We start from the raw sequence: 14,394 nt of genomic DNA, 5'->3' as shown, positions 1-14,394 counted from the left end.
TGCTTACCCAAACAGGCCGTGGAGGAACCAGCGCGTTTCGTCCGACGTCACGCTCGGTCGCTCGCGGTAAATCCAATAGCAACTCTTGTCGGCCGCTTCGGCGACGTAATAGTCGCGGGTAACCAGTTCGCGGTCGTGCCATCCTGCTTCAATGCGCTCGCCAGTTGAAACGAGCTTGAGCGGCGAGCCATAGAACGGGCGATGGTTCTTCACCATGAGGCGAACGGGCTCATCGAGCAACCAGGTCGGACGCGGCAGTCCTACCGGCGGTATGGTCGGCTTCGCCTCGTCCTGAACCGAGACCCAACGATTTGCGTGTTCCGGCCTGTGGTCGGAGGTCGGCGCCGGCCGCAACACGTTCTCGGCACCGAGTCTCGCAACGAGGAGTTCGATGAGGCGGTTGTGGTCTTCGGTAGACCCACCAGGGTCAGGAAACAGCGAGTCGCTCGGCGGCTCGGCCGGCTCTACTTTGGAGGCCGTCAGTCGAACGGCAAGCACAGCAGCCGGCAGTTCAGTGCGCCCGAGCCGCTCCTTGAGCAAGCGCATGAGGTGCTCTTCATGCCAGGTCGGCTCTGCAAGAGCGATTTCAAGAATGGTGGGCTCGACGGCTTGTCGGCCGCGTTCGTGCTCGAGGGATACAGTGGCGTGTGTCAGCGCGAGTTGCTGCGCGCTCAACCAACCGCACAGCTGCACGATGAGGCGTCGCGCGGAGAAAAGCACGGCTTCGGCGTGTTCGACGCGGTCGGGCAGTTCGGTTCGGGCGCTGAAGGTTGGAGGCACATCGAGCCACTGATACAGCTCTGGCGAAAGACCGTAGGCGCGGTCGAGAGAGTCGAGCAAATCCACACCGCACCTCTTCTTCAGTCCAGCGCGCGGAAGGCGCCGGATGTCACTTAGCGCTCGGCAGCCGAGACCTTGAAACCAATCCGCGTAGGCGCGAACCTCTTGCACGACCATGAACGGAAGCGCATCGAGATTTCGCTCGAGCGAGCGCATCTTGAGCACGCGACATCGGCCTCGCTTCGCGAGCAGCCATGCGCCTTGCCCGGTTGGTGCGACGCTCATGCGTGCTGTCACGCCTATCGACTTCACAACGTTTCGCAACTGCGAACAGATACTGCGGATGCCGCCAAACAGACGCAGGCTCGCCGTCACGTCCACTACGATAGTTTCTTCGTCGCAAACGGCAACCTGCGGCGAGAAGCGCAATAAGCCGAAAGCGACTTCGCGCTGCATCTCCCGCTCGCGTTCTACACTTCTGTCGTAGACCGCCGCGTCAGGCGAGAGCGTGGTCACTCCGCCTCGCTTCATTCCTGGGAGCACCCCAGCTTCTCGCGCTACTGCGTCCATCACAATCACCTTGTCGCGCTCCAGCACGACGCACCCGTGCTCAGTCGGCGGTGACCACCGCGGACGGAACACCTCCAGCGAAAGCCGGGGCAGGAAGATGGCGACGAACACGGCCATAAGGGCTGAGCAGAATCGGTGACGGTTGCAGGGCGACGGACAATGTTTCGGTTCGTGTCGGGCCTCGTCGCTTTACAACATCGACGACGAGGCCGCCGTCAGCCGGTCTGACTCCCAATCGGAGCGTCGCCGGCGATGCGTCTTGAGCGCTGGCCAGCGGCCTGATTAACACCAGCAAGGTTTCCGTCGCCTGCGCTGCGAGGTGAAGCCGTCGCAGTGCCTCGACCCGGATGTGCTGCTGCCAGAAAATGAGGGCGCCGCAGGTTTTGGCCTGAAGCACGCGCTCGGCGCACCAGAGCGCGTCCGCCGTCTTCGGCGCTCGCAGTCTCATCAGCTTGTTCATCGGCAGCCCGAGAAACGAAAACGCCAAGGCGTTAGGAACGTGCGGTGCCTGCAAAAGCACCACTGGTCGTGCGCTCAATTCGGAGAGCGCTGGCCTCAACAACCGCATCTCGCCTATCCCTGGCTGCTGGACGAGCAACTCCACCAACGCTCCAAGTGGCCAGCCGCCGCCAGGCAGCTCGGCGCTTAAAGCCGCATACCCCGTATCGACCGTCTTGCCGTACGCACGGGCGAGCTGAGACCCGCGCCAGAGGCTCGGATGAATCGACTCGATGTGTTGGGGCAAGGCAGCCATTTCGCGAAAGCACTGTATATTTATACAGTATCGTAACTCAAAATCCGAAGCAGTGAATTGCCCCTTTTTGGTCGTCAGAGCAGACGCGTTTGGATATGCTTGTGCGAAAGCACCCGATGCCGGAAATTGCGGATTTCGTGTCGAAGCTGCGTGACGCCTTCGGTGATGCGACCATTGACGAGGCCGTCGCACGTGGCAAGGCCGGAGAGCCGACCTTTTTCGCGCAGGAAGCTGGCCGAACGGTCGGCATGAAACCTGTTGACGATTTCAATCGCTGGGCGGTCGACGGCAGCGTGCGCGACCGACACTACTGCAAGAGTTGCGACGGCGCATGCGTCGGAACAGGTGTGCGATGCAGCAGCGCAGACGACGGGGCAGGCGCGATACGGTTGAATCTCGCCGCGTCGTCTGCAACTGTATTTAGATGAACCAAAGCCTCGAACGAAACAGCGGAATGAGCAATTGGAACAATGGAAAAACTCGATATTGATGACCTTCCAGGCGCGCGCGCCGACCTTCTGTGCTTTTTGGTCGCAACCGTCGCTGCGTCACACACGCTGACGTATGAGTGGCGAATCGACCATCTTGTCGAGAGCTGTCGCATTTGGCTCGCGCGAAACGCCGCGGCGATGGACTGGCTCGACCGAGTGCTCCTCGGGCAGCTTGCGCTGAAGATTGCAAAGCGCGAGTTGCAGGACGCCGGCATCGCGGTTCGGCAGTGCGACGTGCCGGCACTGTTCACCGGCGAGATGACGCTCAATCGAGCAAGCACGGTGGTCCAGAAGATGATGAAGCTGTGCAAGGAATCGCTCTGAGCTGGCCAGCCAGCTAATCAACCAAGGAAGACCACGCATGTGTTATTCGGCCCAAATTCAAGCGGACTATCGCAAGTACGTGAAGACCTTCGGCGCGCACATGGACATCGAAGAATTTGCGCGACTCTACTTCGAACGAGCCGAGGGCAGCAGAGCAAAGATTCCGAAGGCGGTCGACGACAGTTTTCGCGACCCGCAAACAGATGAAGAGCGACAAATCAAAGCGTCTATCGACCGGTTCAACGCGGAGCAAACGACCAAGCTTGAGCAGGAGCTTTTCAAACAACGGACTCGCCTCGCGGACGCTGAGCGAGCGCTGCAGACCAAGGTGACCAAGGCCGCAACGGAGAGTAAGCGCATCGCGGCAGACAAAATTGACACGTCGCTGCGCCGCCTCGAGGACATCAACCGAACCGAGGCGAAGCCACGCGACTCACGAATTTTTCCTGGAACCTACGCACCTGTGCTTGTCATGGAGAACGGCAAGTACGTGGTCAAGCCGATGCGTTACCAGTGCCGAATTGCTGGCAAACCGGCGAACTACGACGTGAAGTATCCAGGCACCTACAACGCACGACGCGACAACCTCGAAGGATTCTGGAAGCCGTGTTTCGGCTACACGCATGGCGTGATACTTGTTGATGTCTTCTACGAGAACGTCAGCAAAGCAAAGATGGAAGGCACGTTGCTGGAGACTCATGAGAAAGACGAGAATGTCGTCCTCGAGTTTCGTCCGAACAACGGCCAACTGATGCACGTTGCTTGCCTATGGTCGAGATGGACCGCGCCAGGGCAACCCGACCTGCTATCGTTCGCTGCCATCACTGATGAGCCGCCGCCAGAAGTCGAGGCTGCCGGCCACGACAGGTGCATTGTGCCAATCAAGACTGAAAACATCGACGCGTGGTTGGACCCAGAAGCTTCGGATTTGAAGGCAATGTATGCGATTCTTGATGATAGAGACAGGCCGTACTATGAGCACCGGCTTGCAGCGTAACGACGCATCGGGCGAACGAAGGTGTTGGTATCCGTGCCAGCGCATCAAGGTCGAGCCATTGGCAGCCTCGACACCGTAATTCCCGCGCTTTGATTTGGCGATGCTCCCTGACCCACTAATCGAGCGATTTCTGAAGGCAAGCCGCATATCGACCCTGGGTCGCGGAACACCCCCAATACGCTAGACTGGCTTAGATTCTCGACAGGAGACTCGGGTGATACGCAAGACGCTTAATGCTTCGCGGCTTCAGCAAGAGGTCGACCGTCGAATTCATCGACTGCAAGAAGTCGTCGAGGATGGAGTGAAGATTCGTGTGCCGCGGCCCCTGTTGCAAGAGCCGGATAAAACAGGCTGCAACTGGAACATGACCAACTTCGGGAACGCAGTCGGCTTCGAGCGTGACATCGAGCGCGTGCTCAAAGCTGCGCGCGCGGAGTACAACCTCAGTACCGAAACGAAAGACGCTAGCAACCCGTTTGAGGACTAGCCACAAAGGCCATCGGTTCCTAAATTTGCCGGTTTCATGTTTTTCCCCGGGTTCATGCCTTCGCCGTGCAACTTCGCGTGCAAGCGCCACGTGACGTAGCGGTGCAGACGCTACGCCACGCGGGACGCATTTCCTCGAAGAAATAGGCCCATGCCTTCTCAAGGTTCGATAGTTACAGTTTCATCGACACGTGACCTGGAGCCGGGTCGGGCGTGTTCTCCAAAGTGTTCATCGAGTTGATAACGCCGTAGAGTTCAACGAGCGCTTTTTCTTTTTCCACATCATGCCCACCGACAACGCGGGCCATCTCAGTACGAGACAGTTCTTCCTCGTGATGCAGGTCAACAATAGTCAGTGTGCTCATTTCGATTCACCCTAAAAGTGGTGTGGGGCAAGGGACGGATTTTGATTGAGCGGTTCGAATTTTCGCTCGCTTAACCATATCCACGTTCTGTGCCAAGCACAGCTCCGACACTACCGACGGCCTAACTTTATGTTTACTTGGAACAATTCTGGATTTCTCCTTTTTAGGATGTCAAGTCGCGGCGTCGACGTGTGTGATTGATTGCGACACACGACAAAGCTTCTGTTGGTCACGTTGAAACATTCCGGCCATGTCTGTCGGACAGAGAGGCGCCCAACCATGCTAATCGCCGGGACCCGGTCACTCACGATAAGTACGGGGTATGCGCGACGAATCTGAAATCTCCTCTTCGGACTCGCAGCACGCAATTGGTACCATTACGTCGTCGCATATGACTACAACCGACGAGGGTGGACGGGCAAGGAATGGATATTTTTTACTACTGGCAAAAACTCGAGCAAGACTTGAAAAGCGGTCGCGTCGGCTACTTCGCTTTTAACAGCCCCAAGATTCTTGAACTCAAAGCGAGGCTGCCAAGTCGTGTCTGGGTCTTCAAAACCCCTAAGGGCATGAAAGGAGCCGTGCAGTTAGTCGGCTCACTACTCGTGAGCGACGAACCCAAGGTCGCAGTGAATGCCGACCATCCGAACGTCATCTACTACGACCCGTTCTCGAGCAAGTCTGTGATGTTCGCGGATTCCGGTACACCGGAGCGTATACAAGAGGTCTCTGGCCTTCTTCAATATGGCTTCCACACTGCGTTCAAATCAAATTTCAGCGGAGACGCCGGGCTGCAACCGTTGGAATCAAACGTAGTGCGGGCGCTGGAAGCAGTGTCGGCAGATTGGGCCAAGGTTCAGATGCTTGAGCGCGTCCAAGACGCGAAGAAGGTTCAGCCTATCAACCCCTTCGCGCAATCGTCACGTTGAACGCGGACACGCTCTATTGATAAAAATCCCCGCCGCGAACGGCGGGACAAGAGAGGGCGCGCTCCATGCAAAAAACCCAAGAACGCACGGACAATATAGAGCTTAGCGCCTGGCGTTTTCAAGCCACGCGTTGAAATGGAGCATTTCAGAGAGCGGTGCGTACCGAGATGCGAGACGAGCACGCTTGTCTTTGCATTTGATTCGCCTCAGCGCACACGCTGCTCGCGCATCCAATTGTCGCTCTAGGCGCCTCCCGACGGCCCTTTCGCCGCAAGCAGCACGTCGAACGCTTCGCGTGCTGACTGCAACTCGGACATTGCCGCTGCCAGCCTTGCCAACATCAAGGTCGGTGCCGGCCCTCCTTCCGCGTCGCGGAAATGCTGCTCCAATGCGCCTGAAGCAGACTGCACGTCGCGTGCGGCTGCGGCGACACGTGCAATCGCTGCGGCCTCCGCCGCCCTTCGGTCCACTGGTTCCATCCGTTCTGCCTTCAAAGTCGCTTGCAGGCGCCGAGCCGCGCAGTCTTGTAGATGCTACGCCGCGCCGGGGGACCTTGCTGGAAGAGATTAGCAGCATAGAGATGGATGCGTAGGCCCACCGTTGCATCCCGCGCACGCTCCAGCGAAAGCCTTCGGGATGCGCGTACGGTCAAGTCGTCCTATTGTCGATTACTCGTCGCAGCACCGAACGCATCCGTGCTCTACCGGACGACTCAGCGGATAAACGGGCATGGCTACAAGCGTTATGAGCCAATCCGAAATCCACTCCGAAGAGACCCGCCGGCAACCATGCGCATCGACCGCGATGGTCGGCAAGCTTCTCGACCTTCTCCTGACCGACGCGATGCGCGACATTGGAGTGGTCGCACGAGAACTGCGCATACGAGATGAGATGCGCGAACGGCTTCGCCGCTCGTTGGACCGGTTGACTTGCGCACAGAGCGTCGCGGAAGCTCTGCACGATGGACTTGCCTGCGAGGAGGAACTACCGATGGACCCCGTCGCGCGAGCAATGAAAACACTCGCATGCGCATGGACGCGAGACTACTGTGCTGATGCGCTCGAACGGATTTTACTTGACGAGCGCTGATTCAAGGTCGAGCCTGCCCTACGCTGATGCCAATCAATGCGGCCTTTGCAGGTCCGAAAACCTGTCGAACTGCGTCGCGCACCCTCCTCTGCTTCTCGGCGTCACGTTTTGGCGTTGTATTCGAGAGATAAACGCAGAAAAGCCCATGTTTCAAGCGTTTTTCCGATTGCGCACCAGATAAACCGTTGCTACGCTAGCCGACAGCTTACGACGGCGCATGTGCCGAGCGCTCGGCGCTGCGGGGTGCTTCGTCTTAAGCGTCTCTCAATCTACGACAATGAGGATGCACATGGCAACGAAGACGGCGAAATCTGCAGCCAAGAAGGCTGCAACCAAGACCGCAACGAAAAAGGCAGCAGCGCCGGCGAAGAAGGTAGCAACTGCCGGTGCAACGCTCAAGCCGGTGAAAGACCAGTTCACTAAGGCATCGCTGACCACGTATGTCGCAGAACAGGCAGGCGTCGAACCGAAGCAGGTGAAGGCAGTGCTGGCAGCTCTTGAAGACACGATTCTGGGCTCTGTTCATAAGAAGGGCCTCGGTGAATTCACGCTGTCGGGCCTGCTGAAAATCAACGTGCAGAAAGTGGAAGCAAAGAAGCGGCGTTTCGGCAAAGACCCGTTCACGGGTCAGGATAGGTGGTTTGATGCCAAGCCGGCCTCGGTCAAGCTGAAAGTGCGTGCGCTTAAGAAACTGAAGGACGCGGCGGTGTAAGTAATCAGGCGTCGTTAAAAGAAGCCCGCTTCACGCGGGCTTCTTTTCTGCGAAGAGTTCAGCGGCCTTCAGCACGCTCGTCACCTCGTTCACTCAGAGAAGTCCCAACGGCATAGACCCGCCAAGCGACTCAATCGGGGGAGTGAAAGAGTCCCACTTGCTCCATCCAACTGTATCCCTCAAGCGACGCACGACTCTCGCAAGCATCCTACGGTCAATTATGTTCGAAAGGAAAAATGCTGGATAGTAGGGCTTTGACCTCAACTCGACTTGGAAGACTCGGCCGGATGCGACGTCTTTGTCCGCTGCCTTCTTGACGATGCTTGACGCTCGAAACACTCTCTTCCGGATTTCGAGATGCCGCGTGCGTTCCTCAACATCTCCGTTCCTTTTGCCGACCCCGGCGCTGTTGGCCTTCATGCTGCGACGGGTTTGCTCAGCCGCCATTCAAGGCGAGCGGAGTTCCGCGCTGGGTCCTCGCTGAGAACCTTCGTCCAAACTTTGCGCTGCTCCTAGCTGACCGTCGGTGATGGAAGCAATGACCTCCCGCGCGTCGCTTGCGGACAGATATTCCTCGATGAGTTGGGCGCGTCGGGTGCCCAGTGCTCGCACGCGCACCAGAGCGCGCCCGAGGTTAGTTGCGCCCGCTCCGACCCGCTCGTCTGCCCATTTCTTCAAAAACACCAACATCGTTGGAAAATTTGGCTCTCCTTCGCTCGGGGCCATGAGTAAATGGAAGTAAGCATCGACACTAGCCGTCATGAAGATGACAAGAATCTCATACTGCGTGAGATTGTCGCTCACATAAAACACCCAGAGCGGGTCGAAGGGCGAACGGGTGTCGTTGTCTTCGTGCCATGTATCGACCTTCAGAAAAGCGCCGATTGCGCACCACAATTGACGTTCGTCGCATTCTCCTTTCGCGGCGGCGTCGACGCCGGGCGGAAGTTCGACAAAGGGCCTAGCCATCGCAAGTGCTTCGAGCACATTCTGCTTATCTGTTACCGTGCGGGCTGCGCAGACGAAATCAGAAAGGACTTCCGGACTCAACAACGGAATTTGTAGGTGTATCTTGGTAATTTCGAGCGTGAGGTCGTACGTTTTCGTGGTCGGGTCCGAGCACGAGCGTATCCAGGCGCGGACTGTCTCGTCAGCGATTCGCCGACCTACGCGGGAAACGGCCAGCATGATGGCGTTCCGATAGGCCGCCTCGGGCAACGCACCCGTTTCTAAGTGCTGCGCGACTGCTTCCACAAATTCATATTCGGCATTGGGGAAGTACCTTAGAACTCGGGCGTCAGAAACCGCCGGATGCTCAGCGCGCATGGCCTGCAGCAATTCCTTCAGCGCCGGGCCGTCCGCCTCTCCTTCATAAAACAAGTTTGTCGCGGTCGCCACTGCGCGCGCGTAGATTGGCCTAACGGTCCACCAATCGTTGCCGTCGCCCACGGCTGCAGCAATTCGGTCTACATCGGCGAAGATATCGATTGCGCGCTTTGCGATTCTGATATTCGTGATTCTCGCCTCAAGAAAATCTTCTCTGAGAGAAAACGGCTCCAAATCCGAGCCGTTGTAAGCTTTGGCCGCGATACAGAAAACTTCTACTGGCTCTGTCGCCAACCTAATTTCAACGTCGAAAACCTTCTCGCGAAACGACGCAAGCGCCTTTCGAGATTCTTCATCGGGAATTTTCTCCTCGTTGAAGATGACTAGCACTTGACAGTTTTCTGCTTTGAGCGACTCGATAAATCCAAGGATTTCGATGATGCTTAGTGACATGCTTCTGCGCTCAAGGTCGTCAAGCACCACAAGCCTGTCCTGGAGCACAATGTCCATGTATCTTTCCGATGCGGCGCTCGTCACGAGGTCCACCGCACCGCCAGCGGCCTTCCCGATGCCTCCGCCAGCGTTCCACAGGAGGCCGAGCTTGTCCTTGAGCTTGCCCCACTGCTCATGCACCACCGCAGCGCGAGGTGCTGCAGTGCGTAGATGCGATGTCAATAACTTGCTGCGAATTTCCTCGATGCTGCCAAGGCCGAAAAGCGAGCAGTACAAGGCCGGAACCCGAGGTGGCGAGTCGAAAGCTTTTTGAGCAACCTCTCCCCTCGAAACTTCTGCCATCGGAGCACTCGAATGCAGAGCCTGTTCGGCCGCCTTCCAGAGATAGGTCTTTCCACTGCCCCAGTGACCCTTCAGTCCGACCACGGGATATCTTTTTTTGTCCTGTAAGTACCTAAGGAGCGCCTTCAAGGCTTCGTCGTGCCTCATGAGGGACCTCACTGGTAGCGGAGCAACAGCGGCGTAGCGCAACGACCAATGTTACTGCCGATTTCCAGTATTCTTCCATACTGAGTACGGTGAGCAGGCGAGCCCTCTTACCCTAAGGCCACAGACCACGGCTGCGCCTGCGCAAATCGAGCGCATAATTCGTGAACGGAACCGGCTGAGGCGGCAGCGGGCATTGAGGACGAAGAGCTGCGCAGCCGTGCCGCGCGTGCCCTAGTTCGAGCGGTTCAGTTAGCCACCCGCGTGCTTTCGCGCTCTGAGGGCGCGCTTCTCATATATCACCCTTTTGCTTCCGACTTCGATGCGCCGGCTAATGCGCCGCTTTCCAGTGCTGACGATTGGCTGTATGGGAACTTGCGTGGACCGACCAGAGTTGTACTCCAGAGCCAGCATGCCCGGGCTGACCGCGACACCCAAGCGCCGAAAAGCTTCGGCAGCAATGGTCTCAAAGGGGGCCGCGGGCGCAAGCCGACCGGTGAATCGATTTTGCCGCGTCTTGCAGTAAATGCCATGGCCGACCCGAATGAGCGTGCGAGAGGTGACGAGCTTCGCTAGTACGCGAGTAAGTTGCGATTTTCCTCCAAGCTTCATGAGGTCTGAGCGGAGAACCACGACGTCGGAACGCCGGCGAAGTGAACGCAACACTCGCTGCTCCACCGTAGACTTGCGTGTGCGAGTGGAGGAACTTGCCCTTACCATTCGGATATGCTCTTCGACTCGGCCGGGTCCGGCAACTGCAGGTGCAACTCAAGGCCGAGAGCTGCGCACCAACTCAGAAGCTGCCTGAAGCTCAGGTCCTCTGGATGCTTTTCCAGCCACGAGACGCGGTTTTGACTACAGGCTACGCGCTGCGCGATTTGTGACTGTGTTAGCTTTCGCGATTCGCGTTGAGTACGGAGGGGCTGGCCGAGTTGCGGTGCAGTCACGAGACGCTGAGAGAAGAGAGGGGCAGACATATATATCCGGTTATTGTCAATTTAGCCGCTATGCGGATATCTCCGCTTTATCCGCATAGCGGCTGTTTCGTCGCCGGTGTCCACCCCCCCCCGATTTCCCCGCGAACGGCCATAACGTCAAGCACAGCCAGGGCTTTCCGAGGACAGGCACGTACCGAAGCGGCCGGCATGTTTATGGCAGCGTGCGGCACAATTCTTCACTCGCGATGTCATCGATGCCGCGAAACGCTGGGGCCACCGTCCCCATATCCGTCTCTTCTACCCCGGATGCGTCAAAGGCCACCGCCAGGTGGACGACACAAGGTTCACATCGTCTTCGCCAAGGACAATTCGCCCACACGGCCGCCACTGCCCATCGATGTAAGCGAAGACAGCGATTTCGGTGTGCTTGATTGTCATGCCTTCCGTCCAAAGGTCGACCGGAGCTTTGATTGAAGCTCTGCGAGCACCCCGGGTTCACTAATTCCGAGCATTAAGTCCGTTTTCACCAGCCTGTCATGACACCAGGCTGGCCACCCCTGGTCGTCGTCATCAATTGCGAGCCACGCACTAGGCCGGCGTCGAAGGACATCGCTCCAAACTTGCATGCCTCGAGCCGCGCCTGCAAATGAAGTATCGTCCATCCGACTGTGATAAGTCGCACCGATGACTCTCGCCCGTAAGCTAGGTGTGAACTGCTTGGTCACTCGGGCGATGCTTCCTCGATATCGACGAACCCAAGACGTCGACAACACGATGCGCACGTGGGGATACGGAGTCAGAACCTCCTCGAGCAACGCCACGTGCTCGAATAGCCGATGGCCTGGCGCATTCGATAGAAAAGGCCCGACCCGCCGCTTCACGTAGACGGACTGCGGATGCAAAACTGCATCGTAGTCGCAATAGAGCACTTGTCCACCGAGCTGCCGCGGCGGCGGAATTTCGAAAGAAGGGCCTGACATTCCTGTCAACATGCCGTCTTCCGTAGGGGTGAACGCACGAAGACACCTCCGAGAAGCTGTGTCGGGAAACCTGGTAGTCGTGTCGCACGCTCACTAGGTCAGAAGCAACGTACATAGCCCGAATCGTCGCATTGCAAATCACTTGAAACATCAGCCATTCGAAGCCCGCGTTTGCGCATGTGCGACGATGCGATGAATCAAAACCGTTACATCGTCGTGAGGGCTGACCACCTCAGGCCGGCTGGTCTGGCTAGAACCATCGGCAAATTGGAGGCTCGCATAGCGGTAGCCGTTGTCGACCCTTCCGTCAATTCGCGCAAATGGAACGACTCCGTCTACTGCGCGTACTGAGACGAAGGCTATAGCGTCACCCGAGAGCGTCGGCATGGCGTATTTCTCGAAGCTGATTTCAAGTAGCTTCGCGACTTGCTGAAGTGTTTCCAATCGCGGTTCGACGAACTTGTGGACGCCGCCTTCAAGGCTGCAGAGGCGCTTCGAACCATCAGTGTCGTCGGGCACTTGGCCGTCAAATATGTCTATGATGATGGCCTGCGATGGTCTTGCCTCGTCATCGACAACCGAAGCGTCTAAGTCTCCTTCGACGGAACCTCCAACGGAGTCGGCTTGCTTGTCCACCGAATTTTTCTTCAAGATTTACCTCCCGCTGTTTTGTGATGGCGCTCAGGTCGTGCCTAGCTTTTTGAGATACTCAAACGCAGCCTTTGCGACAGACACAACGTCCTGCTCCTCGCATAAACTCGGTTCATTCATCTCTGATGGAACCGCCGGCCATACGGCCAGAATTCGCCAAGTTTGCTCATCGTAATGGACACAAACACCGCCTTCCAACACACCGTCGGACGTTCCTTCGAAGTGCCTTTCTACAAAGGCGGTAAAAAGACTTGAGCTCGGATACGGCGCATAGGGGAACTGGTAACCGAATTCGCTCAACGTCGCTCGAGCACGAGACCAGAGAGGCCGGCGAGGCTCAATCTCCGCTGCCGCGGTGTAGAGCGGCTCTGCTTGCGGAAGCGACGCATGGTGACCCTGAAAAATTTTGATGACAGTTCTCGTGGACTCCTGCACCCGCACCGCCGCCGACTGACGAACCCGCTTATAGTCTTTTTCATCGTCAAACATTTCAATCGGACGACGTGCACCGAGGTGGCCCCACGCTGATAGCAGGAAGTCGAGCTTGCAAGTATTTGAAATAGGTTGAAGCAGCCGACAGATTGACTGCAAACGCACTGCATTTACTCTCGGGTTTGCAAAAATGCTCGGGTAGTACGGCACTCCGTCGATGATGACGGCAAAGATGCGGCCTTGCTCTACGAGGACTTCCAGCTGTTCGTGATTTACGTCGAGGAGCCGCATCAGCAATTCACGCGAAATGAGGCGGCCGTCTTCTAGCATCTCTCGCCGGTTATGCAAAACTTCGCTATCAAGCCATTCTTGACTGAGCTTTCCGCCCTTGGGTTCGAAGTCGTTGACGTACATGTGGTCTAAATTCGCGTTGTACGCCGCAAGCAGGACGACCGGTCCATGCACGGTTCTGTCGTATTCTTCATCGAAGCCCATGCTTTGACCGAAGGAGTTCGGTGTGTAGAGCGATTGCGAGAGTCCGTCGTCGCGAAAATGGACTTCACATCGCCAATCGTCTTGCTGTTCGACGCGACGTAACTGGTCTGCGCCGGAGATGTCAGCAGGCCCAGAGAGCAACAGCACCTCTGCGTCCTGGTCCAACTCGCTTAAATTTGCAATCAGCGTCGAAACTTTCATCAGAACTCCTTCGCTTCAACCGCTGCTGAGCCGACTGAGGTCGGCTGTGTCGACGACACATGCTAACTCGAAGTCCGGATTCTCAAACTTCAAGCCCGCAACATTTGAGAGCTTAAATCGGCCTCTCACATAGCCAGCCGGATTTGCGACGACGTGGCAACCGTTAATCTGATAGCGGAAGCTATCTTGAACGTGGCCGTGAATCCAAAGGTCAGCTTGCTCGAGAAGCTCGGTCACATCACTTGCGAACGCCGCGTTTAGATTGTCGCCTTGGCCACCAAGCAAAGACCTCAGATGCCGCGGGTGGACGGAGTTCGCATGTGGCGCGTGATGAGTGACAACAATCGTTGTGCCGTCGTATGGCGTAGCGAGTTGCTCTTGCAGCCAAGCACGTGATTTACGGTGATTCTCGAGTGCATCCTCGGGCAGAAAGCGGTCGCCCGAGTTCATCCGGATGACTCGATGGTCTCGAATGAATCGAGCAGCTTCCTTCATCGCCGTTGTTTGCAACTCCGCGCCGTTCAGCAAATAGTCAGTCCATAGGGTGCAGCCCAAAAATCTCGTGCCGCCAAAGTCGGCAACTTCTCTTTCAAGAAAGCGCACGGAGGTCCCGGCCGCCTTAGTACGGATGCTGTCCAGCGTAGCCTCGATGCGGCCGTGATAGAACTCGTGATTGCCGGCAACGAAGAGGACAGGTACCGGCCACCGTCCGAACAAACCTACGACGCCGCTTCCGTGAGCGATATCGCCTGCAAGCACGAGGACGTCAGCTTCATGGGCGGGTCGAATGAGTGTCTCGCCGGGAAAAGAGTCTGAAAGCAATTCGAGATGTAGGGCGGAAGCAATCTGGATTCGCATAGCTCAATCACGTCAAGACGAAGTCGGAAATCGGCGCGAGCGGAGTCTAATACTTGGAGCATTGACCGGAGTGCGCG

The 14,394-nt window shown here is 57.2% G+C and carries 17 protein-coding genes; 7 read left to right on the top strand and 10 right to left on the bottom strand.

Going from position 1 to position 14,394, the window contains the following annotated elements; translation table 11 throughout:
• Positions 1 to 3: 3 nt before the first annotated feature.
• Both NK8_RS02315 and imuA read right to left on the bottom strand, forming a co-directional pair.
• Positions 4 to 1,467 (bottom strand): DNA polymerase Y family protein, encoded by a 1,464-nt coding sequence (locus NK8_RS02315; protein WP_213227155.1) that lies wholly within the window; start codon positions 1,465 to 1,467, stop codon positions 4 to 6.
• Positions 1,391 to 2,104 carry a translesion DNA synthesis-associated protein ImuA gene (gene imuA, locus NK8_RS02310; protein WP_213227153.1) on the bottom strand — a complete coding sequence of 238 codons (714 nt, stop codon included), beginning with the start codon at positions 2,102 to 2,104 and terminating at the stop codon, positions 1,391 to 1,393. Before imuA ends, NK8_RS02315 begins: the two co-directional genes overlap by 77 nt.
• A gap of 89 nt (positions 2,105 to 2,193) precedes the next feature.
• On the opposite strand from imuA, the gene NK8_RS02305 reads away from it, so the two are divergent.
• The 4 genes from NK8_RS02305 to NK8_RS02290 all read left to right on the top strand — a co-directional run bounded on the left by NK8_RS02305 (position 2,194) and on the right by NK8_RS02290 (position 4,403).
• Positions 2,194 to 2,532 (top strand): hypothetical protein, encoded by a 339-nt coding sequence (locus tag NK8_RS02305; RefSeq protein ID WP_225936190.1) that lies wholly within the window; start codon positions 2,194 to 2,196, stop codon positions 2,530 to 2,532.
• A gap of 42 nt (positions 2,533 to 2,574) precedes the next feature.
• Positions 2,575 to 2,919, top strand: a complete 345-nt coding sequence (locus NK8_RS02300) for a hypothetical protein (protein ID WP_213227151.1) — start codon at positions 2,575 to 2,577, stop codon at positions 2,917 to 2,919.
• A gap of 37 nt (positions 2,920 to 2,956) precedes the next feature.
• Positions 2,957 to 3,916, top strand: a complete 960-nt coding sequence (locus tag NK8_RS02295; RefSeq protein WP_213227149.1) for an SOS response-associated peptidase family protein — start codon at positions 2,957 to 2,959, stop codon at positions 3,914 to 3,916.
• 214 nt (positions 3,917 to 4,130) lie between these two features.
• Positions 4,131 to 4,403: a hypothetical protein gene (locus NK8_RS02290; protein ID WP_062253099.1), complete on the top strand. Its 273-nt coding sequence runs from the start codon at positions 4,131 to 4,133 to the stop codon at positions 4,401 to 4,403.
• 172 nt (positions 4,404 to 4,575) lie between these two features.
• Here NK8_RS02290 and NK8_RS02285 read toward each other — a convergent pair whose 3' ends face one another.
• Entirely contained in the window at positions 4,576 to 4,767 is a 192-nt protein-coding gene (locus NK8_RS02285; RefSeq protein WP_035505908.1) for a hypothetical protein, read from the bottom strand.
• 425 nt (positions 4,768 to 5,192) lie between these two features.
• On the opposite strand from NK8_RS02285, the gene NK8_RS02280 reads away from it, so the two are divergent.
• The 3 genes from NK8_RS02280 to NK8_RS02270 all read left to right on the top strand — a co-directional run bounded on the left by NK8_RS02280 (position 5,193) and on the right by NK8_RS02270 (position 7,497).
• Positions 5,193 to 5,696, top strand: a complete 504-nt coding sequence (locus NK8_RS02280; protein WP_213227147.1) for a hypothetical protein — start codon at positions 5,193 to 5,195, stop codon at positions 5,694 to 5,696.
• A gap of 744 nt (positions 5,697 to 6,440) precedes the next feature.
• The gene (locus NK8_RS02275; RefSeq protein WP_213227145.1) at positions 6,441 to 6,785 is read left to right on the top strand and encodes a hypothetical protein; all 345 of its coding nucleotides are present in this window, start codon (positions 6,441 to 6,443) and stop codon (positions 6,783 to 6,785) included.
• A gap of 289 nt (positions 6,786 to 7,074) precedes the next feature.
• Positions 7,075 to 7,497, top strand: coding sequence for an HU family DNA-binding protein (locus NK8_RS02270; RefSeq protein ID WP_213227143.1), 423 nt, complete (start codon positions 7,075 to 7,077; stop codon positions 7,495 to 7,497).
• Positions 7,498 to 7,944: 447 nt separating this feature from the next.
• On the opposite strand, the gene NK8_RS02265 is transcribed toward NK8_RS02270, so the two are convergent.
• The 7 genes from NK8_RS02265 to NK8_RS02240 form a co-directional block, all read right to left on the bottom strand.
• The gene (locus NK8_RS02265; RefSeq protein WP_213227141.1) at positions 7,945 to 9,765 is read right to left on the bottom strand and encodes a P-loop NTPase fold protein; all 1,821 of its coding nucleotides are present in this window, start codon (positions 9,763 to 9,765) and stop codon (positions 7,945 to 7,947) included.
• A 249-nt stretch (positions 9,766 to 10,014) separates the two neighbouring features.
• Complete coding sequence (locus NK8_RS42700) at positions 10,015 to 10,482, bottom strand: DUF6088 family protein (RefSeq protein WP_225936189.1); 468 nt, start codon at positions 10,480 to 10,482, stop codon at positions 10,015 to 10,017.
• A complete protein-coding gene (locus NK8_RS02260; protein ID WP_213227139.1) occupies positions 10,476 to 10,739 on the bottom strand; it encodes a helix-turn-helix domain-containing protein in 264 nt (87 codons plus the stop codon). The genes NK8_RS42700 and NK8_RS02260 overlap by 7 nt, the downstream gene beginning before the upstream one ends.
• A gap of 395 nt (positions 10,740 to 11,134) precedes the next feature.
• Positions 11,135 to 11,680 carry an HAD domain-containing protein gene (locus tag NK8_RS02255; protein ID WP_213228451.1) on the bottom strand — a complete coding sequence of 182 codons (546 nt, stop codon included), beginning with the start codon at positions 11,678 to 11,680 and terminating at the stop codon, positions 11,135 to 11,137.
• 150 nt (positions 11,681 to 11,830) lie between these two features.
• The gene (locus tag NK8_RS02250; protein ID WP_213227128.1) at positions 11,831 to 12,331 is read right to left on the bottom strand and encodes a hypothetical protein; all 501 of its coding nucleotides are present in this window, start codon (positions 12,329 to 12,331) and stop codon (positions 11,831 to 11,833) included.
• 30 nt (positions 12,332 to 12,361) lie between these two features.
• Positions 12,362 to 13,459 carry a hypothetical protein gene (locus NK8_RS02245; RefSeq protein WP_213227126.1) on the bottom strand — a complete coding sequence of 366 codons (1,098 nt, stop codon included), beginning with the start codon at positions 13,457 to 13,459 and terminating at the stop codon, positions 12,362 to 12,364.
• A gap of 15 nt (positions 13,460 to 13,474) precedes the next feature.
• A complete protein-coding gene (locus tag NK8_RS02240) occupies positions 13,475 to 14,317 on the bottom strand; it encodes a metallophosphoesterase (RefSeq protein ID WP_213227124.1) in 843 nt (280 codons plus the stop codon).
• Between the last annotated feature and the right edge of the window lie 77 nt (positions 14,318 to 14,394).

This window comes from Caballeronia sp. NK8, assembly GCF_018408855.1.
Classification (GTDB): domain Bacteria; phylum Pseudomonadota; class Gammaproteobacteria; order Burkholderiales; family Burkholderiaceae; genus Caballeronia.
The sequence above is the reverse complement of the archived record's forward strand: the minus strand, read 5'-3'. Positions and strand labels throughout refer to the sequence as shown.

Bases quoted from the DNA above. Each gene is read 5' to 3' on its own strand.
- NK8_RS42700 (WP_225936189.1), bottom strand. From the start codon at position 10,482: ATGGTAAGGGCAAGTTCCTCCACTCGCACACGCAAGTCTACGGTGGAG.
- NK8_RS02285 (WP_035505908.1), bottom strand. From the start codon at position 4,767: ATGAGCACACTGACTATTGTTGACCTGCATCACGAGGAAGAACTGTCT.
- NK8_RS02245 (WP_213227126.1), bottom strand. From the start codon at position 13,459: ATGAAAGTTTCGACGCTGATTGCAAATTTAAGCGAGTTGGACCAGGAC.
- NK8_RS02280 (WP_213227147.1), top strand. From the start codon at position 5,193: ATGGATATTTTTTACTACTGGCAAAAACTCGAGCAAGACTTGAAAAGC.
- NK8_RS02315 (WP_213227155.1), bottom strand. From the start codon at position 1,467: ATGGCCGTGTTCGTCGCCATCTTCCTGCCCCGGCTTTCGCTGGAGGTG.
- NK8_RS02275 (WP_213227145.1), top strand. From the start codon at position 6,441: ATGAGCCAATCCGAAATCCACTCCGAAGAGACCCGCCGGCAACCATGC.
- NK8_RS02295 (WP_213227149.1), top strand. From the start codon at position 2,957: ATGTGTTATTCGGCCCAAATTCAAGCGGACTATCGCAAGTACGTGAAG.
- NK8_RS02260 (WP_213227139.1), bottom strand. From the start codon at position 10,739: ATGTCTGCCCCTCTCTTCTCTCAGCGTCTCGTGACTGCACCGCAACTC.
- NK8_RS02240 (WP_213227124.1), bottom strand. From the start codon at position 14,317: ATGCGAATCCAGATTGCTTCCGCCCTACATCTCGAATTGCTTTCAGAC.
- imuA (WP_213227153.1), bottom strand. From the start codon at position 2,104: ATGGCTGCCTTGCCCCAACACATCGAGTCGATTCATCCGAGCCTCTGG.
- NK8_RS02300 (WP_213227151.1), top strand. From the start codon at position 2,575: ATGGAAAAACTCGATATTGATGACCTTCCAGGCGCGCGCGCCGACCTT.
- NK8_RS02255 (WP_213228451.1), bottom strand. From the start codon at position 11,680: ATGTCAGGCCCTTCTTTCGAAATTCCGCCGCCGCGGCAGCTCGGTGGA.
- NK8_RS02265 (WP_213227141.1), bottom strand. From the start codon at position 9,765: ATGAGGCACGACGAAGCCTTGAAGGCGCTCCTTAGGTACTTACAGGAC.
- NK8_RS02270 (WP_213227143.1), top strand. From the start codon at position 7,075: ATGGCAACGAAGACGGCGAAATCTGCAGCCAAGAAGGCTGCAACCAAG.